This is a genomic window from Pedobacter polysacchareus (assembly GCF_019802255.1).
GTDB classification, from domain to species: domain Bacteria; phylum Bacteroidota; class Bacteroidia; order Sphingobacteriales; family Sphingobacteriaceae; genus Pedobacter; species Pedobacter polysacchareus.
Map to the genome: position 1 here is coordinate 766,168 of NZ_JAHYSS010000001.1, position 23,018 is coordinate 789,185.

Annotated in this window: 18 protein-coding genes; 11 read left to right on the forward strand and 7 right to left on the reverse strand. The window is 42.3% G+C overall.

The genetic code is table 11. The features are described from left to right. The first annotated feature begins 199 nt into the window (after positions 1-199). A complete protein-coding gene (locus tag K7X70_RS03175; RefSeq protein WP_255606883.1) occupies positions 200-1,990 on the forward strand; it encodes a M61 family metallopeptidase in 1,791 nt (596 codons plus the stop codon). Between the two features lie 86 nt (positions 1,991-2,076). On the opposite strand, the gene K7X70_RS03180 is transcribed toward K7X70_RS03175, so the two are convergent. The 5 genes from K7X70_RS03180 to K7X70_RS03200 all read right to left on the reverse strand — a co-directional run bounded on the left by K7X70_RS03180 (position 2,077) and on the right by K7X70_RS03200 (position 6,554). Next, the gene (locus K7X70_RS03180) at positions 2,077-2,556 is read right to left on the reverse strand and encodes a hypothetical protein (protein WP_222535684.1); all 480 of its coding nucleotides are present in this window, start codon (positions 2,554-2,556) and stop codon (positions 2,077-2,079) included. Positions 2,557-2,735: 179 nt separating this feature from the next. Then, positions 2,736-3,632 carry a lysylphosphatidylglycerol synthase transmembrane domain-containing protein gene (locus K7X70_RS03185; RefSeq protein ID WP_222535685.1) on the reverse strand — a complete coding sequence of 299 codons (897 nt, stop codon included), beginning with the start codon at positions 3,630-3,632 and terminating at the stop codon, positions 2,736-2,738. A gap of 5 nt (positions 3,633-3,637) precedes the next feature. Further along, positions 3,638-4,423: a polysaccharide deacetylase family protein gene (locus K7X70_RS03190; protein ID WP_222535686.1), complete on the reverse strand. Its 786-nt coding sequence runs from the start codon at positions 4,421-4,423 to the stop codon at positions 3,638-3,640. A gap of 12 nt (positions 4,424-4,435) precedes the next feature. Beyond that, positions 4,436-5,374 (reverse strand): glycosyltransferase family 2 protein, encoded by a 939-nt coding sequence (locus tag K7X70_RS03195; protein WP_222535687.1) that lies wholly within the window; start codon positions 5,372-5,374, stop codon positions 4,436-4,438. Continuing rightward, a complete protein-coding gene (locus K7X70_RS03200) occupies positions 5,367-6,554 on the reverse strand; it encodes a glycosyltransferase family 87 protein (RefSeq protein ID WP_255606884.1) in 1,188 nt (395 codons plus the stop codon). Before K7X70_RS03200 ends, K7X70_RS03195 begins: the two co-directional genes overlap by 8 nt. 574 nt (positions 6,555-7,128) lie before the next feature. Here K7X70_RS03200 and K7X70_RS03205 point away from each other — a divergent pair. From K7X70_RS03205 to K7X70_RS03250, 10 genes are all read left to right on the forward strand, one after another. Further along, on the forward strand, positions 7,129-8,901 hold the full coding sequence (locus tag K7X70_RS03205) for an AMP-dependent synthetase/ligase (protein WP_222535689.1): 1,773 nt from the start codon (positions 7,129-7,131) through the stop codon (positions 8,899-8,901). Further along, positions 8,879-10,597: a gamma-glutamyltransferase gene (gene ggt, locus K7X70_RS03210; protein WP_222535690.1), complete on the forward strand. Its 1,719-nt coding sequence runs from the start codon at positions 8,879-8,881 to the stop codon at positions 10,595-10,597. The genes K7X70_RS03205 and ggt overlap by 23 nt, the downstream gene beginning before the upstream one ends. 124 nt (positions 10,598-10,721) lie before the next feature. Further along, positions 10,722-12,038 carry an OmpA family protein gene (locus K7X70_RS03215; protein WP_222535691.1) on the forward strand — a complete coding sequence of 439 codons (1,317 nt, stop codon included), beginning with the start codon at positions 10,722-10,724 and terminating at the stop codon, positions 12,036-12,038. Between the two features lie 285 nt (positions 12,039-12,323). Beyond that, positions 12,324-13,160, forward strand: a complete 837-nt coding sequence (locus K7X70_RS03220; protein ID WP_222535692.1) for a DUF6266 family protein — start codon at positions 12,324-12,326, stop codon at positions 13,158-13,160. Positions 13,161-13,316: 156 nt separating this feature from the next. Continuing rightward, positions 13,317-13,775, forward strand: a complete 459-nt coding sequence (locus tag K7X70_RS03225; protein ID WP_187666071.1) for a MarR family winged helix-turn-helix transcriptional regulator — start codon at positions 13,317-13,319, stop codon at positions 13,773-13,775. Beyond that, on the forward strand, positions 13,756-16,161 hold the full coding sequence (locus K7X70_RS03230; protein WP_222535693.1) for a 3-hydroxyacyl-CoA dehydrogenase/enoyl-CoA hydratase family protein: 2,406 nt from the start codon (positions 13,756-13,758) through the stop codon (positions 16,159-16,161). Before K7X70_RS03225 ends, K7X70_RS03230 begins: the two co-directional genes overlap by 20 nt. A gap of 25 nt (positions 16,162-16,186) precedes the next feature. Then, positions 16,187-17,365, forward strand: a complete 1,179-nt coding sequence (locus K7X70_RS03235; protein WP_222535694.1) for an acetyl-CoA C-acyltransferase — start codon at positions 16,187-16,189, stop codon at positions 17,363-17,365. Positions 17,366-17,374: 9 nt separating this feature from the next. Continuing rightward, positions 17,375-19,165, forward strand: coding sequence for an acyl-CoA dehydrogenase FadE (locus tag K7X70_RS03240; protein ID WP_222535695.1), 1,791 nt, complete (start codon positions 17,375-17,377; stop codon positions 19,163-19,165). 129 nt (positions 19,166-19,294) lie between these two features. Beyond that, positions 19,295-19,774 (forward strand): FKBP-type peptidyl-prolyl cis-trans isomerase, encoded by a 480-nt coding sequence (locus K7X70_RS03245; RefSeq protein ID WP_222535696.1) that lies wholly within the window; start codon positions 19,295-19,297, stop codon positions 19,772-19,774. A gap of 10 nt (positions 19,775-19,784) precedes the next feature. Next, positions 19,785-20,693, forward strand: a complete 909-nt coding sequence (locus tag K7X70_RS03250; protein WP_222535697.1) for an FKBP-type peptidyl-prolyl cis-trans isomerase — start codon at positions 19,785-19,787, stop codon at positions 20,691-20,693. Between the two features lie 14 nt (positions 20,694-20,707). On the opposite strand, the gene K7X70_RS03255 is transcribed toward K7X70_RS03250, so the two are convergent. Further along, entirely contained in the window at positions 20,708-22,015 is a 1,308-nt protein-coding gene (locus K7X70_RS03255) for a cryptochrome/photolyase family protein (RefSeq protein WP_222535698.1), read from the reverse strand. 47 nt (positions 22,016-22,062) lie between these two features. Next, positions 22,063-22,974: a TIGR01777 family oxidoreductase gene (locus tag K7X70_RS03260; protein ID WP_222535699.1), complete on the reverse strand. Its 912-nt coding sequence runs from the start codon at positions 22,972-22,974 to the stop codon at positions 22,063-22,065. Positions 22,975-23,018: the final 44 nt, after the last annotated feature.

A 23,018-nucleotide genomic window follows, 5' to 3' on the forward strand; every position in this document is an offset into this window, starting at 1 on the left:
AATTACCATTTTAAAGGCAAGCAAAAAGGATAAGTTATAAATTTGCGAAACAGTAGGACGCTGGAAAAGGCAGATGGTTTAGCGCAATTTAGATAGTTTAATATAATAATTGTGTGACAAAAGAAAAAGACCAGGTAAGCTCATGATAGCGCCTGTAAAAAGGTCTGGGGAAATATTAAAATCAGCAGGAAACAAATCAATGAAAAAAACAGTAACAGGATTAGTATTATTACTATCATTAGGTATGACCGCAAAATCGCAGGTGAAAGTAGATTTCGAGGTGAGCTTTATAGAGCCACAAGCCCATTATGTGGAAATGGAAATGAACATTTCCGGACTAACAAAAGACTATGTAGATGTGAAGATGCCAGTTTGGGCACCAGGTTCGTACCTGATTCGTGAGTTTGAGAAAAGTGTAGAAGATTTTACGGCTACGGCGAACGGCAAACCGGCAAAATTTGAGAAAGTAAGAAAAAATGCCTGGAGAGTCTATTCAGCGAAAGCGAAAAACGTAAAAATTAAATATAGAGTGTATGCCTTTGAAGTTTCTGTGCGTACTTCTTTCATAGACGACCGCCATGCTTTCCTATCGAGCACGGGCATATTTATGTATCCTGATGGGATGCTGAACCTGCCAAGTACAGTAAAAGTAATTCCTTTTAAAGGATGGACGCAGGTGTCTACGGGCTTAGAGCCGGTACCAGGAAAAGCATTCACCTATACCGCAGCAGATTTTGATATTTTATTCGATAGCCCGATAGAAGTGGGAAATCAGGATATCTTCGAATTTGAAGCCTCCGGTGTAAAACATACGGTAGCCATGTTTGGTGGTGGTAACTACGATAAAGAGCGTTTAAAAGTAGATATGGCGAAAGTTGTGGAGCAGGGAACTGCTATTTATGGCGAAAACCCGAACAAACACTACACCTTTATCGTACACAATTTTTCTAGAGGCGGCGGCGGTTTAGAGCACTTAAACTCTACAGTACTTGGTGCTTCCCGCGATGCTTACAATACACCAGAAGGTTATTTAGGCTTCATGAACCTGGTCGCTCATGAATATTACCATTTATGGAATGTGAAAAGGATGCGCCCGATCGCTTTAGGCCCATTTGATTACGACAATGAGAATTATACCACTAACTTATGGGTGTCAGAAGGTTTTACTTCTTACTATGAGAACAAACTGGTATTGCGTGCAGGTTTTATAAATCAGCAGGAATTTGTAGATGGATTGGTTACCGCAGTAGCCAATGTATCCAATACTCCGGGTGCTAAAGTACAGTCTGCAGCAGAATCTAGTTATGATGCCTGGATCAAAGGATACAGACCAAATGAAAACTCTAACAACACTGGCGTTTCTTATTACAGCAAAGGTGAAGTAGTAGGTCTGTTGATGGACATCGAAATTGCAAATGCAACAAAAGGAAAGAAAAGTCTGGATGATGTGATGAAAGCGATGTACCTGCAAGGGAAAAAACTAAACAGAGGATATACGGATGCCGAATTTAAGGCGATGGTTGAAAAAATCAGCGGAAAGGATTTTACTGATTTCTGGGCTAAATATGTGACCGGTACACATCCATTGGAGTATGATAAATACTTAGGATATGCAGGTATCAAGATCAAAAATGAAAACGAAGGAAAACAAATCCCTTATATTGGCGTAGCCGCAAAGAAAACTGAAGGAAGAATCTTTATTTCTGCGGTATCGAGAAATTCGGCTGCATGGGTAGATGGTCTGAATGTAAATGATGAGCTGATCAGCATAAACGGTGTTCCGGTAACCGCAGTAGTGTTAGATCGTATGCCGGAGATTGCCAACAGCAAAGTAGGTGAGGTCATTACGGTGAAAATAGCAAGAGATGGTTTGGAAAGAGATTTCAAGGTAACGCTGAAAGCGAATCCGAACTTAAAACTGGTAGCGGAAATGGATCCGAATGCTACAGCAGCAGCAGTTGCAGTACGTAAAGGCTGGATGGGTATTTAATCCGGGAAGGTCCCCTAAAAGAAAAGGGTTGATCTGCATGAATTCATGCAGATCAACCCTTTTCTTTTTATTCGTTTTTTACGAAACTAGAACGTGAAACGGATAGATAGTCCTACGCCAGAAGCGTCGAAATCTGTCTCAGGAACCAATCCGATTGCTGGTTTCCAGTCTAAAGAAAGGTTGATTGGCGCATCAGCAAATTTGTAATCCAAACCTAAAACACCGTCTAAACCTAAATAAAGATCGCTGCCATTGTGTGGTTTGTATTTAACAGATCCTACTGTACCACCAATACCATAATACCAGTTTAAACCAGCAGCATTGCTGATTGGGTTGTAGATTTCATATAAACCAGTTACACGGAAATAGTTCGTGTGATCAGTAGATCTAAAGTTGGCAATTAAATCTATCATTTTGTTTCCACCCAATGTTGTTTTGAAAGTTACACCATTCGCGGCACCAAAGCGACCACCGATAGCGTTCTTGTAACTTTGCGCGTTTGAAGTAGATTGGAATGCAAACGTAGCAATCACTGATAGACAAATAATAGTAAGTAATTTCTTCATAATTGTGTTTTTATTTAAATTTTATAGCTGATTCGTGTCATAACAACTATTGTGCCGTGTTCCATTTTGTTTGCTATTTTTGTAACATTTTAATAGTAATTTGATGCTTTTTCCAAATTTAGACTGGATTTGAATTGGATTTGAGCTTCACCTCAGCCCGCTCTTCACCAGGTTCAGCGCTAAATGCTTGTTTTTATAGCAGCTGCATTTTCTTTACTCAGGCTCTTGGTATGAAAAACAAAATAGGCTCCGGGCAGTGACGATAATGCTGAAATGCTGTAAAATAACAAGCTGATTGTGATCGCTACCTGCGGATCAAGTACAAAATACTTAGCGCCATACATGAATACCAGTTCTCTTGCGCCCAGACCACCAATAGTAAGTGGAAATAAAGCCAATAAAGAGGAAGCCATAAACAGCAATATATAAGGTAAGAAAGGTCCTTCAACCCGCAAAGTATACCATATAAATAAGGCACAGAGCAGCTGACAGGTTTGTCCGCCTAATGCTTTAAGGTGGATCATTAAAAACGAAGGGACATATTGCTTAAACCATAATTTCAATATCAGGTAATAGCCGGCAGTACCCAGAATGATCAGGATCCATGCCCAATAGGTGGGTATGGGTAATCCGCTTGTTCTGGATAGCAGCAGCAACAGCAATACGGTGAGTGCCCAAAGGCCGCTCAGTTTGTCCATAAACACAGCAGTCACTAATTTACGCGTCTCGATGCCATATTCTTTACGCAGCAAAAAGATCTTATAGCCGTCGCCGCCAATTCCGCCAGGAAGAAACATATTGTAAAACATGCCCAGGAGGTACAATTTATAGTTCAGCCATTCTGAAAGTTTCAATCCGATACATTCAAAAAAACTTCTGACCCTGGAAGAGGCGAACAATTGAGAACAGATAAAGGCAATAAAAGCGCCAGCTAATGGCACTGGATCTGCTTGTGCAACGGTTGCACGGGTCTTTTCCAGGTCTACATTAGAGAATACCCAGAATAAAGCGCCAGCTGTAAGCAGCAACTTGATCAGGGTTTTAAAAATGGAAAAGAGGGTTTTGGACTTTATCATGTCGCTTATATTGGTTTGGATACCCGCTTCACAAAAGAAGCAATCGTCACAAACGCTGCGTTTTTTTGTTTTAATTTATGGATAAACTGATCCATTCTTTTGATCATTTTCTCACCGGTATTCTTGCGTACATACCCTGGAAAGCCAAAGCGCTCCGGATCATCCAGATCAGTGAATTCCCATGGATGAAAATAAACATTCAGGTAACCATCCGCTTTTATAGTCCAGCGGGCCATAGCTGTATATAGCCACAATGGAAGGTTATGGAAAGACAGCCAGAACAATGGGAACCTGATCAGCGGTGTAACTGAAGCCGGGATTTGCAAGACCTTGCCTGTTTTGAAATGAGTTCTTGGCAAATGCAGGTTATTGTACCGGCCCGGCAGCCAGGTCGGGTTAATGGAGCTGTTGTATTCATAACCTGCATTTTGTATGTCCATATCATCGGTAGGCTGCATTCTCGCCATGCGGTATCCGGTAACGGGCGCCTGAATAATTTTTTCCAGCTCCAGTCTGGAAGAAAGCAAATGCGCTACCTTGAAATCAGAATGGTAATACCCATGAGAAGCCAGTTCATGGCCCTGATCCAATATCCGACGAATTGTTGCAGGCGCATTTTGTGCAAAAATGACGGTGCTAAAAAATGTTGCTTTTACCTGATGGCGTTCCAATATATCCAGTATGGCTTCCGTACCTGCAATAGAGATGTCCATTTGATCTTTAAAAGAGATCTCTTTATGGTATTCGAAGGGCATATCAAACTCTTCGATATCGAAACTTAGTAGTATCACGTATGTTATTTTTTAGCTTTTTATATTTGTTGACCGAACGATGTAATTCGGCCTTAATTTGACCTGCATAAACATCTTTCCTAGGTAAATTCCAATAATACCTAGTATGATCAGTTGTATGCCTCCAAAAAATGCAATGGTCATAATGATGGATGCCCAGCCAGAAACTTCGTGTCCAAAGGTAAAGGCATACAGTACATAGGGCAAATATAAGACGGATATTCCAGAAAAGACAAATCCGAGGTAAACGACATTGTATAATGGCTTTATGGAGAAGGAAGTGACGCCCTGCAGCGCCAAGCCCACCATCTTTTTCAAAGTGTATTTAGAACTCCCTGAAAATCTTTCTGCGGGGTCATAGTTGACTGCATATTGTTTGAAACCAATCCATTTCACCAAACCACGTAAAAATGGTTCATTTTCATGAAATTCTTTAAATACATCCACTACTTTTCGATCCAGCAATCTGAAATCTGAGGCTCCCTGATCCAATTCCACAGAGGCCATCCGGTTCAGTATATGATAGAACAATTTTGAAGTGAACCGCTTTTTAAAAGGCAGTCTTTTATCTTCATTTCTGATGGTATAAACCACTTCATATCCTTCTTCCCATCTTTGGATCAGCTCTGGAATCAATTCTGGCGGATGCTGCATATCGCCATCCATACAGATCACAGCTGCACCGCGTGCATAGTCCATCCCGGCTTTAACCGCCTGCTGATGGCCGAAATTCCGGGAAAATTCAATGTGAAAAATATGGTCACTGTGTTTAGCCATCATTTCCAATACGGCCATGGTGCTGTCTGTGCAGCCATCTGCCACAAAAATGATTTCAAATGTATAGTTCGGCAAGCCAGCGAAGACCTCCCGGATACTGGCCGCAATTACAGGGATATTGTCTGCTTCATTGTAAGCAGGAATCACCACAGAGATTAACTTTTGATTAGTCATGAGTCGGAATGGATTTTCTAAAATCTACTGTCAACATCTGATATACAATGGTCAACCAAACCAATATACAAGGTAATGCTTTTAAAGAATAAGGCATAATATAGGTTCTTCTGATGTATCTTGGAAACAAATCGGAAGGGGAGAAACTGGTCAGTAACATGGCAAAAACAAATAGGGCAATGACCCACCATTTTTTTGGATCCGGCTGAATGATGAACCAGATGGCTACCCCTAGCATCGCAATAATATAGGTTGGCGATTCGGAACCACTACTGAAGATCACGGTAAATATCAAAACCGAGCTCAGCATCATCAGTTGAAAATTAGTGCTTTTATATTGATTCACACGAAGGTAAGGCAAGGCAAATAAGGCCAATCCTCCCAGCAAAAATGGCGCATTTGGAATGGTCGCATCCCCGGATATGCGCCTCACCATTCCCATGACGGAAATGTCCTGCATAGAAACCAGGGAAGCATTCAGGGAGTTTTTATACACTAAGGATTCCTTCCAGTCAATATGAGAGGACCAGACAAAACTCAGGTCTGAAAGCACTGCAGGTAAAAATGTCAGTACCGGCAATAAAATCAGTCCGCCGATGACAAACTTGGTTTTATTCTTCGCGAAGAAGAAGAAAGCCAGTCCAACGATGCCATATAATTTTACTAAAAACCCGATGATGATCATCGCTGCAGCTTTGACTTCCTGCTGTTTATAGATAAAAGAAAAAGCGAGTAAGATCAGTCCGGTCAGGGCCACATTAAACTGAAAACTCAATAAGGCGGTGAGTGCCTCATGTAAACAGATGATGGCTACCCAGGACTGCTGTTTTTGCTTAATCGGCAGGTTATAAATCCCCCAATACAAGACCAGTGCATTACAGACGTTCCATAAAACGGTTCCAAAAGCATCCGGTAAAAGTGCAAACGGGGCGATCAGCAAGGCAAAGAATGGGCCGTAGTGATTGCTGTCCAGATACAGAACCGGGTTTTCTGTATATAAATTCAGGTGGTCTATACTATGCCAAAAGACATGCTTGAAAATTTTGTAATTGTTATACGTGCCGTGTAAATATTGTTTCGTGGCTGAAACGACCGCAGCAATCAGGTATAAGCCTAGTATTACTTTTTTATCCAGGATAAATGCAAGAAAGCGGTTCGGTGCTTTGCTTGGAATAGACATTGAGGACATAGATGCAGATGTGTGTGTTTTTTCCTGTTTTAATCAGTCGAGCTTGTTATTGATCAATACGATTAGGGATGTCGCTGGATCTCTTTGCTTACAGGCGTTTTTCTTATTTTATTTAATTTGGTTAATATTTTTTTATAGCGCTCGCTACCTGCGGTCTATGGTTTTTATGGAATAGAACGCTTTAATAAGCAAAGATAAATTTTCGGCATATATAATAGATGGTCTGATTGAAAATATGTTACATTAATTAGGGTTAAGTTTTGTGGGAGTAGCTAAAAATCAATTTAACTGAGGCTCAATGATTCTAACACCGCATTTAAATGGGGTTTAAAGCAATTTCAATTGATCAGTTTAAAATAAAAGCTGCGATTGCTCATTTTTACTTTGCTTTCAGATCGCTGAAAACTCAGGTTATTTTGGGAGATGACTGGATTGTAGTGCACAAAATCTTCTCCTGATTATTCTTGGCCAAAGAAAACATACCATTATAATAATTGGTTTTAATAGCACTAATAATTTGTTAGATTTGAGAAAGACCAGGTAATAATTATAAAAATAACCGTATATGGCTGTAAATATCACACGCGTATTTGATTTACTTCAATACAATTTAGAGAATTTTCCCAAAGAGGAGTTTATAAGTGGTAAGGTTAAAGGGGAGTGGAAAAAATATAGTACCCAGCATTTTTGTGAAACCGTGGATACATTGAGCAGAGGTTTGCTGGAGATTGGCGTCAAAAAAGGGTCAAAGGTGGCCGTGATGTCTGCCAATCGTCCCGAATGGAACATTACTGATTTCGCGATTATACAGTTGGGTGCCTACCAGGTCCCTTTATACCCGACATTAGCGGAGCATGATATTAAATTTATTCTCGAAAATGCAGCCGTAAGTGTTGTTTTTGTAGCGGATGAGCAGATCTATCAAAAAGTAAAAATAGCTGCTGCAGAACTGAAATCTGAGTTGAAGGTATATAGCTTCGATCCGGTAAAAGGAATCCCTTCCTGGGAGGAATTGCTGGAGGCAGGAAAGGCTCAGGCCGGACTGGATCTGGAAGTGTACCGTGCGGAGGTGAAAGCCGATGATATTTTAACCCTCATCTATACCTCTGGTACGACGGGTACGCCAAAAGGGGTAATGCTGACCCATGACAACCTGGTGAAAAATTTTGAAAAGTCTTCGGTGCTGGTTCCTCCGGGACTTCACAAGGCTTTGAGTTTTTTACCATTGTCGCATATTTTTGAACGCATGATTGTGTACCTCCATATGTATAAAGGCGCGTCAGTATATTATGCGGAAAGTATGGAAACCATTGTGGCCGACATACAGTTTGTGAAGCCCAATGCCTTCTCTACCGTTCCACGTTTGCTGGAAAAGGTATACGATAAAATCATGGAGAAAGGAAAGGAATTAACAGGCATTAAAAGAGGCATATTTTTCTGGGCGCTTTCCGTTGCGGAAAAATTCGAATTCGACAACGGTCCTTTTTATAAGTTCAAACTCGGCATTGCCAGAAAGCTGGTCTTTAAGAAATGGCAGGAAGCCCTGGGCGGCGAAATTGTGGTAATTGTTTCTGGAGGAGCCGCTTTAAACGCGCGTTTATGCAGGATCTTCTGGGCGGCAGGAATGCCGGTGATGGAAGGATACGGCTTAACAGAAACTTCGCCGGTGATCACCGTAAATTATATCGGAGCCACCAGGTTTGGAACTGTAGGTCCGCCGATTGATGGTGTAGAAGTGAAGATTGCAGAAGATGGGGAAGTACTGGCCCGCGGACATAACATCATGAAGGGCTATTATAACCATCCAGAACTGACCGCTGAGTCTATCGACAAAGAGGGCTGGTTCCATACCGGAGATATTGGCGAATTGATCGAAGGCCGGTTCCTGAAAATTACCGATCGTAAAAAAGAGATCTTTAAAACAGCAGGCGGCAAATATGTTGCTCCCCAGATGCTGGAAAATAAATTGAAGGAATCCCCATTGGTGGAACAGGTAATGGTGCTTGGTGAAAACCGAAAGTTTCCATCGGCCTTAATTATTCCTACTTTTGCAGCGCTGAAAGCCTGGTGTGCTAAAAAGGGAATTGCTTATACCACCAATGAACTGATGATCAAAGATCCGCAGGTCTTGAAAAAGTATGATGAAATTGTTGCTTTTAGCGGCAAGGAGTTTGGCAAATGGGAACAGGTGAAACGCATTGCGTTGCTCTCCAAAGAGTGGAGCATCGAAGGCGGGGAGCTGACCCCTAAACTGAGCTTAAAAAGAAAGGTCATTCTGGAGAAAAACGGAGCGATCATAGAAAAAATTTATACAGATGCAGCGGATTATAAGGGCTAGGTTATTTTTAAATATCAATGGGTTTTTGCTGATCGCGGCCATCCTGTTATCAGGATGTGCAGGTACTCAGCAAGGCAGCAAAAATGCGAAAGACTACCGCAATGGGATGGTGGTTTCTGCTAGTCCTTTTGCCTCGAAAGTAGGACTGGACATTTTGAAAAAAGGTGGAAATGCGGTGGATGCCGCAGTAGCCGTCCAGTTTGCTCTGGCCGTGGTATACCCCAATGCCGGAAATATCGGTGGTGGTGGTTTTATGGTTTATCGCGCTGCGGATGGCAGCAGCAATACCCTTGATTTTAGAGAAAAAGCCGGTGCTGCAGCATCCAGAGATATGTACCTGGATCAATCTGGTGCACCGATTGTTGATAAAAGCCTGTATGGACAGCTGGCAGCAGGTGTTCCTGGTTCAGTTGCAGGTATGGCGACTGCACATGAAAAATATGGAAAATTGCCTTGGGCAGCTTTAGTAGAGCCGGCAATTTTACTTGCCAGAAATGGTTTTCCCCTGAGCAGGCAGCAGGTGGGAGAGCTCAATGAGCTTCGCGAAAAATTACTGCAATTCAATCCGGAGGGTACCGCATTGCTGAAAGATGGCAAATGGACCGAAGGGGAACTGCTGAAACAGGAAGAACTGGCCAGTACGCTGGAACTGATCCGCGATAAAGGAAGGGCAGGATTTTACGAAGGTAAAGTGGCCGATCTTTTAATTAAGGAAATGAACCGCGGCGGTGGTATCCTGACGAAAGCAGATTTACAAAACTATCAGGCGATCTGGCGCAAGCCGATTACCGGAATGTATAAAGATTACCGCATCATTACCATGCCTCCTCCATCCAGTGGAGGAATTGCCCTGATTCAGCTCTTGAAATCTGTAGCGCCATTTCCATTGAAAAAATGGGGATTCCAGCAGGATTCTACCGTACAGCTCATGGTGGAAGCAGAACGAAGGGTCTATGCAGATCGTGCCACGCATCTGGGCGACCCCGATTTCTATGACGTTCCTGCGAGTGCTTTAATGAAAGATCAGTACATTCAGGATCGCATGAAAAGCATGGACTGGCTAAAGGCAACGCCCAGCGCCTCAGTTAAAGCAGGTGCAGTCCTGGGAAAAGAACATGAAGAAACCACGCATTATTCTATTGTCGATCAGGAAGGCAATGCCGTTTCTGTAACCACCACCTTGAATGGCTCTTACGGTGCTACAGTAGTAGTAAAAGGCGCAGGATTTCTGCTCAACAATGAAATGGACGATTTTTCTGTGAAACCAGGCGCAGCCAATATGTATGGCTTGATTGGTGGCGAAGCGAATGCTATTGCCCCTGGAAAACGGATGCTGAGCTCTATGACACCTACAATTCTTGAAAAAGATGGAAAGCTGTTCATGGTAGTGGGTACGCCTGGAGGATCGACGATTATAACGTCTGTTTTTCAGACCATTCTAAATGTGATCGAATTTGACCATAATATGCAGCAGGCAGTGTCTGCTAAACGTTTTCACCACCAATGGTTACCCGATTTGATCTATACTGAAAAAGGGGCAATAGATTCGATTACCCGCGTTAAACTGCAAGCTAAAGGCTATATCATTGCGCCAAGAGGGCCAATGGGTAGAGTAGATGCGATCCTGAAAACAAAACAAGGTGGTTATCAGGGGGCTGCAGATCCCCGTGGTGATGATCAATGGCTCGGTTGGTAGCTGTCTGAAATTCCACACACTTATTTTCAAATTACAGTCGTTTAAAGCAGTTTAAATAATTGGCCTGAGTATTGAATTGATTTCAATGATTAAACATTGTAATAATTTATTCAATACTTATCTTATGAAACAAAATCTATTTAAAACCCTGCCTGTAGCTTTTGCTGCGCTCCTAATCGGAGGTTCTGTTCAGGCACAGGATCAAGCAGGTACAACCTCAAATCAGTTGACGACCTGGTCGATTGGCCTTAATGCTGGGGTTTTAACTCCTTTATCTCCTCTTGGTGGACATAATGATTTCTCTAATATGAAATCTAGCCTTGGTTACGGACTTTATATAAAGAAACAAATTACTCCTTATTTTTCCCTGCGTTTAGACGGAGTGAGAGGTAAATTGAAAGGTGATAACTCTGAAAACTGGAAAAGCGGTGCACCAAACGCCAGCCCTGTAAATGCTTTTGAAACTAACCTGGACTATTCAGGAAGTTTAAATGCAGTGGTAAACTTGTTTAACATCAGTATGTTCAATGCGAACAGTGCGGTACAATTGTACGCATCTGGTGGTGCTGGTTTAGCAGGTTATAAAGTGAAAACTTCAGCTACCTCTGGTGGTGCATTAGTAGACTATGCTGGTGGTAAAACAATTTCTGAATTGATTATCCCAGTTGGATTAGGTGCTAAATTTAAATTAGCAGACCGTGTAAACTTAGATTTAGGGTGGACTGTTAACTTTGTTGATGGTGATAATCTTGATGGTTATGCACGTGGTAACAGCAGCGATAAATATAACTACGGTTATGCAGGTTTAGAGTTTGCTTTAGGAAAAGGATCGAAACAATTGGCATGGCATAACCCGGTAGCTTTAACTTACGAAGAAGCTTTATCGGCAAAACAAACTGCAAATGCATTAAAAGCTGAGAATGATAAATTAAGAGGCGAAATGAACGACCTGTTAAAAGATTCTGATGGCGATGGTGTTGCTGATAAATTGGATAAATGTCCAGGTACTCCAGCAGGTGTTGTGGTTGACGGTTCTGGTTGTCCATTGAAAATCCCTGTACCAGTAATTCAGGAAAAAGTAATCATCACTGAAGCTGACCGTAAGGTAGTAGAAGAGGCGATTAAAAACTTAGAGTTTGATTTAGGAAAAGCAACGATCCGTGATAAATCTTACGCTACTTTAAATCGTGTTGCGGCATTGTTAGTAGAGAAAAACTTTAGCCTTAAATTGGCAGGTCATACTGATAACACTGGTTCTATGGCTTTAAATTTACGTTTATCGAAAGATAGAGCAGAAGCAGTAAAAGCTTATTTAGTATCTCAAGGTGCTAATCCTTCACGTATTGAAGCAGTAGGTTATGGTCCAAACCAACCAATTGCAACCAATAAAACTGCCGCTGGTCGTCAGAAAAACAGAAGAGTAGAATTTACACTTTACTAGTCGGTAGTTAAATACTGAATAGAAAACCGCCTTGCGATCAGCAAGGCGGTTTTTTTGCGTTTACCATTTTAAAAGACCTTCCATTTTTGTGATTTCATATTAGGACATTAGCGGGGGTTGATAGGGCCATTCTGCGCAAATTTGCTTTCAAACCCTGTTTAAAGACCGATTTTAACTTCAATTAATTACTAATAATGTTAGTAATTAATTGAAGTTGATAAGGGTTGTGCTATTGTTTATTAGTATCTTGGTGTTTTATAATTCTAACCAATAAACCCTTGTATCATGGCAATATTCACAGTAGGCCCTTTTGGGCGCCCATCCGGGAAAATAGGAAACCTAGTCTTTTATACATTAAACGGACAATTAGTGGCGCGCGGGATTGGAAAGCCAGGGAAACCGAGCTTAAAACAACTGGCCAATCGTCAGGCCATGTCAGCGACGATGGATTTTTTGAAACCGATGACTGATTTTATCAATGTCAGTTTTAAATCGGAGGCCGAAGGCAGCTTGAAAAACCCGCATAACCTGGCCACCTCCTATAATAAGAAACACGCTTTAACGGGTGAATATCCTAATATTTGCGTTGATTATACCAAAGTGATCCTCAGTAAGGGGCAGCTGGAATCGGCAAACGAATTAAAAATCAGCAAGGGAGAAAATGGCCTTCATTTGAGCTGGGATAATGGCATTACTGAAAATGGCGAAAATGATGACCTGCTGATGGTGATGATCAGCCATCCTGGTCGAAAACGTGCAACCAGTTACTTAAACGCTGCAAGAAGAGCAGATGGGACTTGCTTTCTTCCACTTGCTAAGGATTGGATGCTGGGGGAGCAGATGGAAATTTATGTCTGTTTTAAATCGGCGAATGGTCAATTGATCTCTGATAGTACCTATGTAGGCAATCTGAATGGTGCCCCGGCAACTAAAGAAGAACAAGGAAAAGAAACGCTGTACCAGGCGACGAAAACCCGATACGATTTGGTGGCCGCTAATTACGATAAAAAAAGACTGGATTTTACGGAGGGAATCCCCGAAAGCAAGGCCTTCCGCTGTCTCGAAACAGAATACTTCGCTTTAAAAAGTAAACTGTTAATGCTGCAGCAAAGATCTTCCTGACCATCGGGGAAATGTCCTTTTTGTAGGTCTGTTCCAGGCTTTTCGGTGTGTTGATCTCTCCTGTTTTTCTCGCTATTGAAATAAAATAATATTTTTTTTCTTTGCTTGCATTTGATTTATTTATTCGATAGCTTTGTTATGCAAGCATAGTAATTAATGAAACAACAAGAGACAGTAGATTATTTCCTGAAAGTGGTTTGGCAGAACGTTTCCAACACTTATAATCAGATCGCTTCCGGGTTCGGAATCACGCAGGCCATTGGCTATGTGCTGATCAATATTGAGAAAGAAGGGACTGCGGTTTCTAAGCTGGCCGGTTTGCTGGGCGTAAAGGCCACCAGTTTATCAAGAATGCTAAACAATATGGAAGAACAGGGGTTAATATATCGGGAGACTTCGATCGGCGATAAGCGGTCGGTGAAAGTTTTCCTGACCGATTTAGGCAGAGAGAAAAGATTGCTCGCAAGAGCAGTGGTGATCTCTTTTAATGAATACCTGAATAAGCATTTTAGCAACCAGGAAAAAAATAACCTGATCTCGTCCCTACAGAAACTGAATAAACTTACACTGGCATATAAAATTCCTACTGAAAATTATGAACAAGAAGATAAATAGAGTAGCAGTATTGGGCTCAGGTATTATGGGTTCACGTATTGCTTGTCACTTTGCGAACATTGGAGTTGAAGTACTTTTATTGGACATTGCGCCAAAGGAACTCAGCGCAGAGGAGCAGTCGAAAGGACTGAGTCTGGACCATCCTGCAGTTAAGAATCGAATTGTAAATGCGGCATTGCAAAATACGGTGAAAACTAATCCTTCACCTGTTTACAGCAAAAAAGTCTTGAATAAAATTACGACAGGGAACTTTACGGACGACATGTCAAAGATCGGGTCTTACGACTGGATCATTGAGGTGGTGGTAGAAAACCTGGACATCAAAAGAAAAGTGTTTGAGCAGGTAGAGCAATTCCGTAAACCGGGATCACTGGTTACTTCGAATACTTCGGGAATCCCGATCCATTTAATGGCTGAAGGAAGATCGGATGATTTTAAAGCCAATTTCTGCGGTACTCACTTCTTTAACCCGCCTCGTTACCTGAGGTTGCTGGAAATCATTCCTACACCGGATACCCATCCGGAACTGGTGGATTTCTTAATGCATTACGGAGATAAATTTTTAGGAAAAACGACGGTATTATGTAAGGATACCCCGGCATTTATTGCGAATAGGGTAGGTGTATACTCCATTATGGCTTTACTGCATCTGGTAGAGAAAATGGATCTGACTGTAGAAGAAGTTGATAAATTTACCGGTCCTGCTTTAGGCAGACCAAAATCGGCGACTTTCCGTACCACTGATGTGGTGGGATTAGATACCATGATTAAAGTTTCCAAAGGACTGTACGACAATTGTCCGGAGGATAAAGCACATGAGTTATTTAAGCTTCCCGCGTATGTAGAGAAAATGGAAGCCAACAACTGGCTGGGTGATAAAACAAAACAAGGTTTTTATAAAAAAACAAAAACCGCAGATGGCAAAACAGAAATTTTAGCGCTAGACTTAAAAACCCTGGAATACCGTCCTCAGGAGAAAGTGAAATCGGCTACGCTGGACATCACTAAATCTATTGAGAATGTAAGAGATAGAATGAAAGTTTTTGCCGCAGGAAAAGATAAGGCCGGAGAATTGTTCCGCGCTTCTTTCTTCGGATTGTTTGAATATGTATCGGACCGCATTCCGGAAATCTCTGATGAGCTGTACCGGATTGATGATGCCATGCGTGCCGGATTTGCCTGGGATTTAGGTCCTTTCGAAGTTTGGGATGCCGTAGGTATTGCCGATGCAATTGAAGGGATGAAAAAATATGGCCATGAGGCTGCACCCTGGGTGCATGAAATGCTGGCTGCCGGACATACTACTTTCTATAAAGTTGAAGATGGCGTAAAAAAATATTATGACATCCCTTCGAAAAGCTATAAAGCAGTTCCGGGAACAGAGGCCTTTATCATTCTTGATAATTTAAGGGCAAATAAAACGATCTGGAAAAATGGTGGTGCTTCTATCATTGACCTTGGTGATGGTATCCTGAATGTCGAATTCCATTCTAAAATGAATACGATTGGCGGCGATACATTACAGGCCATCAATAAGGCAATAGACCTTGCGGAAAAAGAATACAGAGGGGTCGTAATCGGAAACGATGGCGCCAATTTCTCTGCCGGTGCAAATGTGGGCATGATTTTCATGATGGCTGTAGAGCAGGAATGGGAAGAGTTAAACCTGGCCATCCGAATGTTCCAGAATACTTCGATGCGCATCCGTTATTCTTCCATTCCGGTTGTGGTTGCTCCGCATAATTTAACACTTGGCGGGGGTTGTGAATTTAGTTTACATGCGGACCATGTGCAGCTGAATGCCGAAACTTATATGGGATTGGTAGAGTTTGGCGTTGGGGTGATTCCTGGCGGCGGTGGTACCAAAGAGTTCGCTTTGCGTGCTTCCGACGAATATAAAGACGACCAGATTGTACAAAATGTTTTAAAAGACAGGTTCCTGACCATCGGTATGGCGAAAGTTTCCACTTCTGCTGTTGAAGCCTTTGAATTGGGTTACCTGCAGAAAGATAAATATTCGATTTCGATGAACAGAAGCCGATTGATCGCCGATGCGAAAGCAAAAGCAATTGAACTGGCAGATGCAGGATATACGAAACCTGTACCTCGTAAAGACATCAGGGTGTTGGGTAAACAAGGTTTAGGTATTGTTTATGCCGGCGCTAACACGATGTATTCCGGTCATTATATTTCTGAACATGACAAGAAAATCTCTGAAAAATTGGGTTGGGTGATGTGTGGTGGAGATCTTTCCTCGCCAACAGAGGTCACAGAACAGTATTTACTGGACCTGGAAAGGGAAGCCTTCCTATCGCTTTGCGGAGAACGTAAAACACTGGAGCGAATTCAAAGTATTGTGACCAAAGGGAAACCTTTAAGAAACTAATTTTTTTCTATTAAAAGACACAGACATGCAAGAAGCATATATTATAGCAGGCTATCGTACCGCAGTGGGCAAGGCTCCCCGTGGTGTATTTCGTTTTACCAGAGCTGATGATTTAGCGGCAGATGTGATCAGACAGCTGGTGGCCTCAGTGCCTAATCTGGATACGACACAAATTGATGATGTGATTGTTGGAAATGCGACTCCTGAAGCAGAGCAAGGCCTGAATATCGGGCGTATGGTTTCGCTGATGGGATTGGATACCGATAAAGTACCGGGTGTAACAGTCAATCGTTACTGCGCTTCAGGATTAGAAACCATTGCAACAGCAGTGGCAAAGATCAAAAGCGGCATGGCAGATTGTATCATTGCCGGTGGTGTAGAAGTAATGTCGGGCATGCCCTTTGGCGGTTGGAAAGTTGTTCCTAATCCCGATGTGGCCATGAAAAACCCGGATTGGTATTGGGGAATGGGCCTAACCGCAGAAGCAGTGGCCAATGAATATAAAGTCAGCAGGGAAGATCAGGATGCTTTCGCTTTTCAATCGAACATGAAAGCGGTGGAAGCGATTAAAAATGGTCACCTGAAAGCTGGAGTTGCGCCAATCACGGTAGTGGAAAATTACCTGGACGGCAATATGAAAAAGAAAACCCGTAGTTATGTGGTGGACACTGATGAAGGACCAAGAGCAGACACTTCTCTGGAAAAACTGGCCAAATTGAAACCTGTTTTTGCAGCGGATGGCAGTGTGACTGCCGGTAACTCTTCACAGACTTCTGATGGTGCAGCCTTTGTACTGGTAGTTTCTGAAAAGAAAATGAAGGAATTAGGCGTAGAGCCGATTGCGCGGCTAGTGAGTTATGGCATTGCTGGTGTTCCACCAAGAATTATGGGTATCGGACCAATTGAAGCGATTCCGAAAGCTTTAAAAATGGCAGGTATGAAACTGGAAGAACTGGACCTGATTGAACTGAATGAGGCTTTCGCTTCACAGTCGCTGGCCGTGATCCGGACTTTAGGCATTGATGCTGCGAAGGTCAATGTGAACGGTGGTGCCATTGCACTCGGACATCCGCTAGGCTGTACCGGTGCTAAATTATCAGTGCAATTATTTAATGAATTGAAACGAAGGGATCAGAAATATGGAATGGTGACCATGTGCGTGGGTAGCGGACAAGGTGCTGCCGGAATTTTCGAAATGCTTTAATAAAATATTATGGAAACTACAGACAAAAAAACAATTAAAGGTGGAGCGTTTTTAATTACAGAAACCAATTACCAGGATGTATTTATTCCTGAAGAATTTGATGAAGAGCAGCAAATGATTGCACAGACCTGCCGCGATTTTCTAGCAGCAGAAGTGTATCCAAATCTGGACCGTATCGACACCCAGGAAGAGGGCTTGATGCCTTCGTTAATGGATAAAGCTGGTGCACTCGGTATTTTAGGGGTTTCCATTCCTGAAGAATTTGGTGGCTTTGGCAAGAATTTCAACACTTCGATGCTGGTTGCTGATGTGATCGGTGCCGGTCATTCCTTTGCTGTAGCACTTTCTGCACATACAGGAATCGGGACACTGCCTATCTTGTATTATGGAAATGAAGCACAGAAAGCGAAGTACATCCCTAAATTGGGAACAGGCGAATGGAAAGCAGCATACTGCTTAACAGAACCTAATTCTGGTTCGGATGCCAATTCTGGAAAAACTAAAGCAAAACTTTCTGAGGATGGGAAACATTACCTGATCACTGGTCAGAAAATGTGGATCACGAACGGTGGTTTTGCAGATATATTTATTGTGTTTGCTAAGATTGATGACGATGCCAATTTAACTGCTTTCATTGTAGAGCGTGACTTTGGGGGCATTACCATGAATCCGGAAGAGCATAAAATGGGAATCAAAGGTTCTTCCACCAGACAGGTATTCTTCAATGATTGCCCGGTACCCGTAGAAAACATGCTTTCTGAGCGTCAGAATGGCTTTAAGATCGCCGTGAACATTTTGAACATTGGCCGTATTAAATTGTCGGCAGCAGCGATTGGTGCTTCAAAAGCAGTGATTGATACTGCGATTAATTATTCAAACGAAAGAATTCAATTTGACCGTCCGATTTCTAAATATGGTGCCATCAGGTACAAATTAGCAGAAATGGCGGCAAAAGTATATGCTGTAGAATCCGCAAATTATCGTGCAGGTCAGAATATTGACGATGCGTATGAAAGATTGGTTGCCGGAGGAATGGATGCGAGTAAAGCCAAACTGAAATCTACCGAAGAATATGCGGTGGAATGTGCGATCCTGAAAGTTTGGGGTTCTGAAGCATTGGATTATGTAGTAGACGAAGGGGTGCAGATTTATGGTGGTATGGGATTCTCGGCGGAAGCGCCAATGGACCGTGCATATCGTGATGCGAGGATCAACAGAATCTTTGAGGGAACGAACGAAATCAACAGATTACTGACAGTAGATATGATGTTGAAGCGCGCCATGAAAGGTGAGTTGGATTTGATGACGCCTGCTACTGCTGTAGCTGCAGAATTGATGTCTATCCCTGATTTCGGAGAAGAAGATGACGCGTTATTCGCGGCAGAAAAGAAAATTATTAAAAACCTGAAAAAGGCGACTTTAATGGTGGCGGGTGCTGCGGTTCAGAAATTGATGATGAGCCTTTCTAAGGAGCAGGAGATTTTGATGAACATTGCAGATATGGCCAGCTATGTTTATGTAGCAGAATCAGCGATGCTGAGAACAGAAAAGTTGGTGAGCCTTCGTGGTGAAGCCGCTTGTGAAGGTCAGCTGAATTTAATGCGTATCTATTTTGTGGAGGCGGTTGATGCTTTGCAAAAAGCGGGTAAAGAAGCTTTATGGGCATTTGCTGATGGAGATGAGCAGCGCATGATGATGGTAGGTTTACGCCGTTTCACTAAAATGGAAGCCTTCAATGTGAAAGAAACCCGTCAGAAGGTTGCACAGCAAGTGATTGCTGCCAATAAATATTGTTATTAAGGTATCTATTCATAATTAAACTGAACGCTCTTAATCTGATTAGGGGCGTTTTTTTTGTAGCCCCTTTTCTATTTGTTAAAATTGGTTAAAAATTGCGGCATCGCCAATAAAAGACTATTTTTGTCTATTATGTTAAAAAACAAGATTTTGCTGTTGTCGTTTTTGCTATGCGGTTTATTTGCCGCATGTGAGAAGACTCCTCCTTACGATCCGGAGAAACAGTTGGAATTGGACGCGATAACGATACAAAAATATAAGGACAGTACCAGAACAACTTTTACGGTAGACCCTTCTGGTTTGAATTATCAAATTACGGCTGTAGGGACAGGAACAGTGTTCCCAAAATTAGAAGATAGTTTGGTGGTGTACTTTGATGCCCGTTTGTTAAAGTCAACGGTGGCTTTTCAGACGATTCCGGAAACAGATTCGGTGACGGTAAAGCTTGCTGATGCGATGAAAGGCTGGCAGATCGGCCTTCCGAAAATCACGAAAGGCGGTCAGATCAGGCTGATTATTCCCTCTGCTTTGGCTTACAAGAATTTTTCCGGCGGCAGCATCCCGCCATTTGCCATATTAGATTATACCATTACCCTAAAGAATATAAAATAGAAAATACAAAATGATTAAAAAGTTATCACTTTATACCATTGCCTTGCTGGCGACCATCGTTATTTTTAGTTCCTGTAAAAAGGAGTATGAGTCAGTTCAGACGATAGATGATACTAAACTGGCAGATTACTTCGCAAAAAACAACATCAATGCCATTGCAGATTCTGCTAAAACCGGTTATTTTTATGTGCCTACACAGCCTGCTGGAAGTACGGATGCCAACAACTATAAGCTGACGGATTCAGTACGTTACCGCATCACAGTATCAGCATTTTCTAACGGAGCTGTATTTGCGACCACGCCTACTTATCGTAATGAAGGACAACGTGTGGGTACTCCATTTGGATTTTTCGGAAAATCGATTCCTGCCATCTCTCAGGTACTTAAAAAGTTAAACCCTGGTGCAACGGTAAAAATTTACCTACCATCTTACCTGGCTTTTGGTAGAAATGGATTGCCATCTGTAGGCATTGCTTCAAATGAAATTATCGTAGTATCAATTATCACTTATAAAGAAAGTCAAGCGGTGCTGAATGATGGACTGATACAGGCATATTTATCAGCGAATTCAATTACAAATGCGGTTAAAGATCCTTCTGGTATCTATCTGCAAACCACTACCGTGGGTACAGGAACAGAGGTCATCAATCTGAATACTTTAGTGAACTTCAGTTATGTATTGAAGAGTTTAGACGGCGGCCTGAATCAGGATGCCAGCATGACTGCGATGCCTAAAAAGTTAATTCCTGCATTTAGAATTATGCTGCCAAAATTCAGTAAAGGTTCTAAAGTAAGGATGTTTATTCCTTCCGGACTGGCTTATGGAAATGCATTAATCACTGATCCTAATGGTGGGGAGTCTATTCCTCCAAATTCAAACCTGGATTACAGCGTAGAAATATTAGAAGTAACCAATTAAAATATATGGCGGCATTATTCATTTAATGCCGCTTTAAAAACTTTCAAGACCCTTTCTCTGGCAAAAGCATGTTCTACCATTGGTAGGGTGTGCTTTAATTGTTTATAGGCAGGAACCCAGCGGTCTACATATTCCAGCTTCGGATCAAATTTCTTAAGTTGAAGTTCCGGATTAAATACCCTGAAATAGGGCGCAGCATCATTTCCTGATCCGCAGGCCCATTGCCATCCACCCACATTGCTGGCCATCTCATAGTCCAATAGTTTTTCTGCAAAATAAGCTTCTCCCCATCGCCAGTCGATGAGCAAATGTTTGCATAGGAAACTGGCTACAACCATGCGTACACGATTGTGCATGTATCCGGTTTCGTTGAGCTGTCTCATACCCGCATCTACTAAAGGATAGCCGGTATTTCCCTGGCACCAGGCCTCAAATTCGTCTGGATGGTTTCTCCATTTGATCAGGTCATATTTAGGTTTGAAGGATTTCGTTACCGTATGGGGGAAATGAAACAGGATCATCTGATAAAAATCCCGCCAGGCCAATTCAGATAGCCATTTTGAGGCTTTTTTTTCCAATGCCGTTTGTGCGGCTTTCCGGATACTGATGGTGCCGAAACGCAGGTGCATGCCAATATGGGAGGTTGCATCTGCTGCCGGAAAATCCCTGTTGAGTTCATAACCATCTAGCTTGTTTTCAAAATCTTTTCCTGGAAATGGCTGATTGCTGGGTTCAAATCCCAAGTCATTTAAGCTAGGGATTGGAAATACTGCAGTCGGCCAGAAGTTATTGAAATATTTTTCAGTAGGGTAGGCGCGGAGGTAAAAGTTGTTGAGCTTTTGCTGCCACTGTTTAAAATAAGGCGTGAATACGGTATAAGGAAGACCATCTGCTTTGGTGATTTCATTTTTCTCGAAAATCACCTGGTCTTTGTAGCTGTAAAATTGAATGTTGGCTGTTTGCAGCTGTTCTTTTATAGCTGTATCTCTTTTGATGGCATCAGGTTCATAATCCTGATTGCAATACACCGCATTGATCTGATAAGTTTCGCTTAGCGCTGCCCAGATGTCTGCTGGTTTGCCGTGTTGAATCAGGATGGAAGAGCCCTGATCTTTCTGGAGCTGATTGCTGAGGGTACTCAGCGTTTGATGGAGGAAATTGACCCGGGCATCTTGTTTACTGGCCAGTTTGCTTAGGATATCCGTATCGAAAATGAAAAGCAGCAGTACTGGATATTCGCCTTTTAAGGCATGGTAAATGGCAGCATTGTCTTCCAGTCGCAGGTCTCTTCGCAACCAGCAGATGTTAATTTTAGGCTTCATATCGGGCATTTGAACGTTTAATGAGGGTTGGTTTGTTTTTTTTCTTCCTATTTAGTCTGGTAAATATCGGCTAAAGCCAGCTCTAATTTCGAATATTTGAACTTAAATCCGGTATTGAGTAGTTTTTGAGCACTGGTATTATTGCTGCTCAAAACCACTGCAGAAAGCTCTCCAAGGATGATTTTTAAAACAAACTCAGGTACGTTAATTGGCCATACGGGGCGATGCAGCTGTTTGGCAATCGCTTTGGTAAGCATGATATTGCTGACCGGATGTGCTGCCGTTGCGTTGTAAGCACCGCTATAACTATCGTTTTCTGCGGCAAGTGTAAACATTTCCAGGATGTCATCCAGGTGTACCCATGGCACCCATTGTTTGCCGGTGCCCAGACCTGCGCCGAAGAAGTAACGAATCGGCTGCTCCATTGCTTTTAATGCCCCGCCCCGTTTTGCAAGGATGACGCCAATCCTCCATTTTACGACTCTGATCCCCATGGATAGTCCTTGATCTGCTGCGGCTTCCCATTTCGCGCAGCATTCTGCCAGAAACCCGCTGCCATTCGGACTTTCTTCTGTTAGGACTTGGTCGCCCGCATCTCCATAATAACCAACTGCTGCCGCGGAAATAAAGGTTTTAACAGGGGCGTTTTGTTCTTTTATAGTTTTATATAATAGCTGAGCGGATAATACCCGGCTGTCGATGAGCTTTTTCTTGCGGGCATCGGTCCATTTTTCTCCTGCAATATTTTCCCCTGCGAGGTGGATGATGGTGTCTATGCCCGACAAACATTTCGGGTCTATTTTGGATTCGTAGACATCCCATAAATACACTTTTACATCCTTGATGCGGGTTGCTTTTCTGGAGAGCACCGATACTTGATGTCCTCTTTCCATCAAAATTGGGATGAGTTTTTTTCCTACCATCCCGGTAGCGCCGGTAATTAGAATGTGCTTATTCATAATTAAATAACCAATAATTGTGTGATTAGTTTAGTTATCGCAAT

Coding starts and splice junctions, on each gene's coding strand:
- K7X70_RS03175 (WP_255606883.1), top strand. CDS start 200: ATGAAAAAAACAGTAACAGGATTAGTATTATTACTATCATTAGGTATG.
- K7X70_RS03180 (WP_222535684.1), bottom strand. CDS start 2,556: ATGAAGAAATTACTTACTATTATTTGTCTATCAGTGATTGCTACGTTT.
- K7X70_RS03185 (WP_222535685.1), bottom strand. CDS start 3,632: ATGATAAAGTCCAAAACCCTCTTTTCCATTTTTAAAACCCTGATCAAG.
- K7X70_RS03195 (WP_222535687.1), bottom strand. CDS start 5,374: ATGACTAATCAAAAGTTAATCTCTGTGGTGATTCCTGCTTACAATGAA.
- K7X70_RS03200 (WP_255606884.1), bottom strand. CDS start 6,554: ATGTCTATTCCAAGCAAAGCACCGAACCGCTTTCTTGCATTTATCCTG.
- K7X70_RS03205 (WP_222535689.1), top strand. CDS start 7,129: ATGGCTGTAAATATCACACGCGTATTTGATTTACTTCAATACAATTTA.
- ggt (WP_222535690.1), top strand. CDS start 8,879: ATGCAGCGGATTATAAGGGCTAGGTTATTTTTAAATATCAATGGGTTT.
- K7X70_RS03215 (WP_222535691.1), top strand. CDS start 10,722: ATGAAACAAAATCTATTTAAAACCCTGCCTGTAGCTTTTGCTGCGCTC.
- K7X70_RS03220 (WP_222535692.1), top strand. CDS start 12,324: ATGGCAATATTCACAGTAGGCCCTTTTGGGCGCCCATCCGGGAAAATA.
- K7X70_RS03225 (WP_187666071.1), top strand. CDS start 13,317: ATGAAACAACAAGAGACAGTAGATTATTTCCTGAAAGTGGTTTGGCAG.
- K7X70_RS03230 (WP_222535693.1), top strand. CDS start 13,756: ATGAACAAGAAGATAAATAGAGTAGCAGTATTGGGCTCAGGTATTATG.
- K7X70_RS03235 (WP_222535694.1), top strand. CDS start 16,187: ATGCAAGAAGCATATATTATAGCAGGCTATCGTACCGCAGTGGGCAAG.
- K7X70_RS03240 (WP_222535695.1), top strand. CDS start 17,375: ATGGAAACTACAGACAAAAAAACAATTAAAGGTGGAGCGTTTTTAATT.
- K7X70_RS03245 (WP_222535696.1), top strand. CDS start 19,295: ATGTTAAAAAACAAGATTTTGCTGTTGTCGTTTTTGCTATGCGGTTTA.
- K7X70_RS03250 (WP_222535697.1), top strand. CDS start 19,785: ATGATTAAAAAGTTATCACTTTATACCATTGCCTTGCTGGCGACCATC.
- K7X70_RS03255 (WP_222535698.1), bottom strand. CDS start 22,015: ATGAAGCCTAAAATTAACATCTGCTGGTTGCGAAGAGACCTGCGACTG.
- K7X70_RS03260 (WP_222535699.1), bottom strand. CDS start 22,974: ATGAATAAGCACATTCTAATTACCGGCGCTACCGGGATGGTAGGAAAA.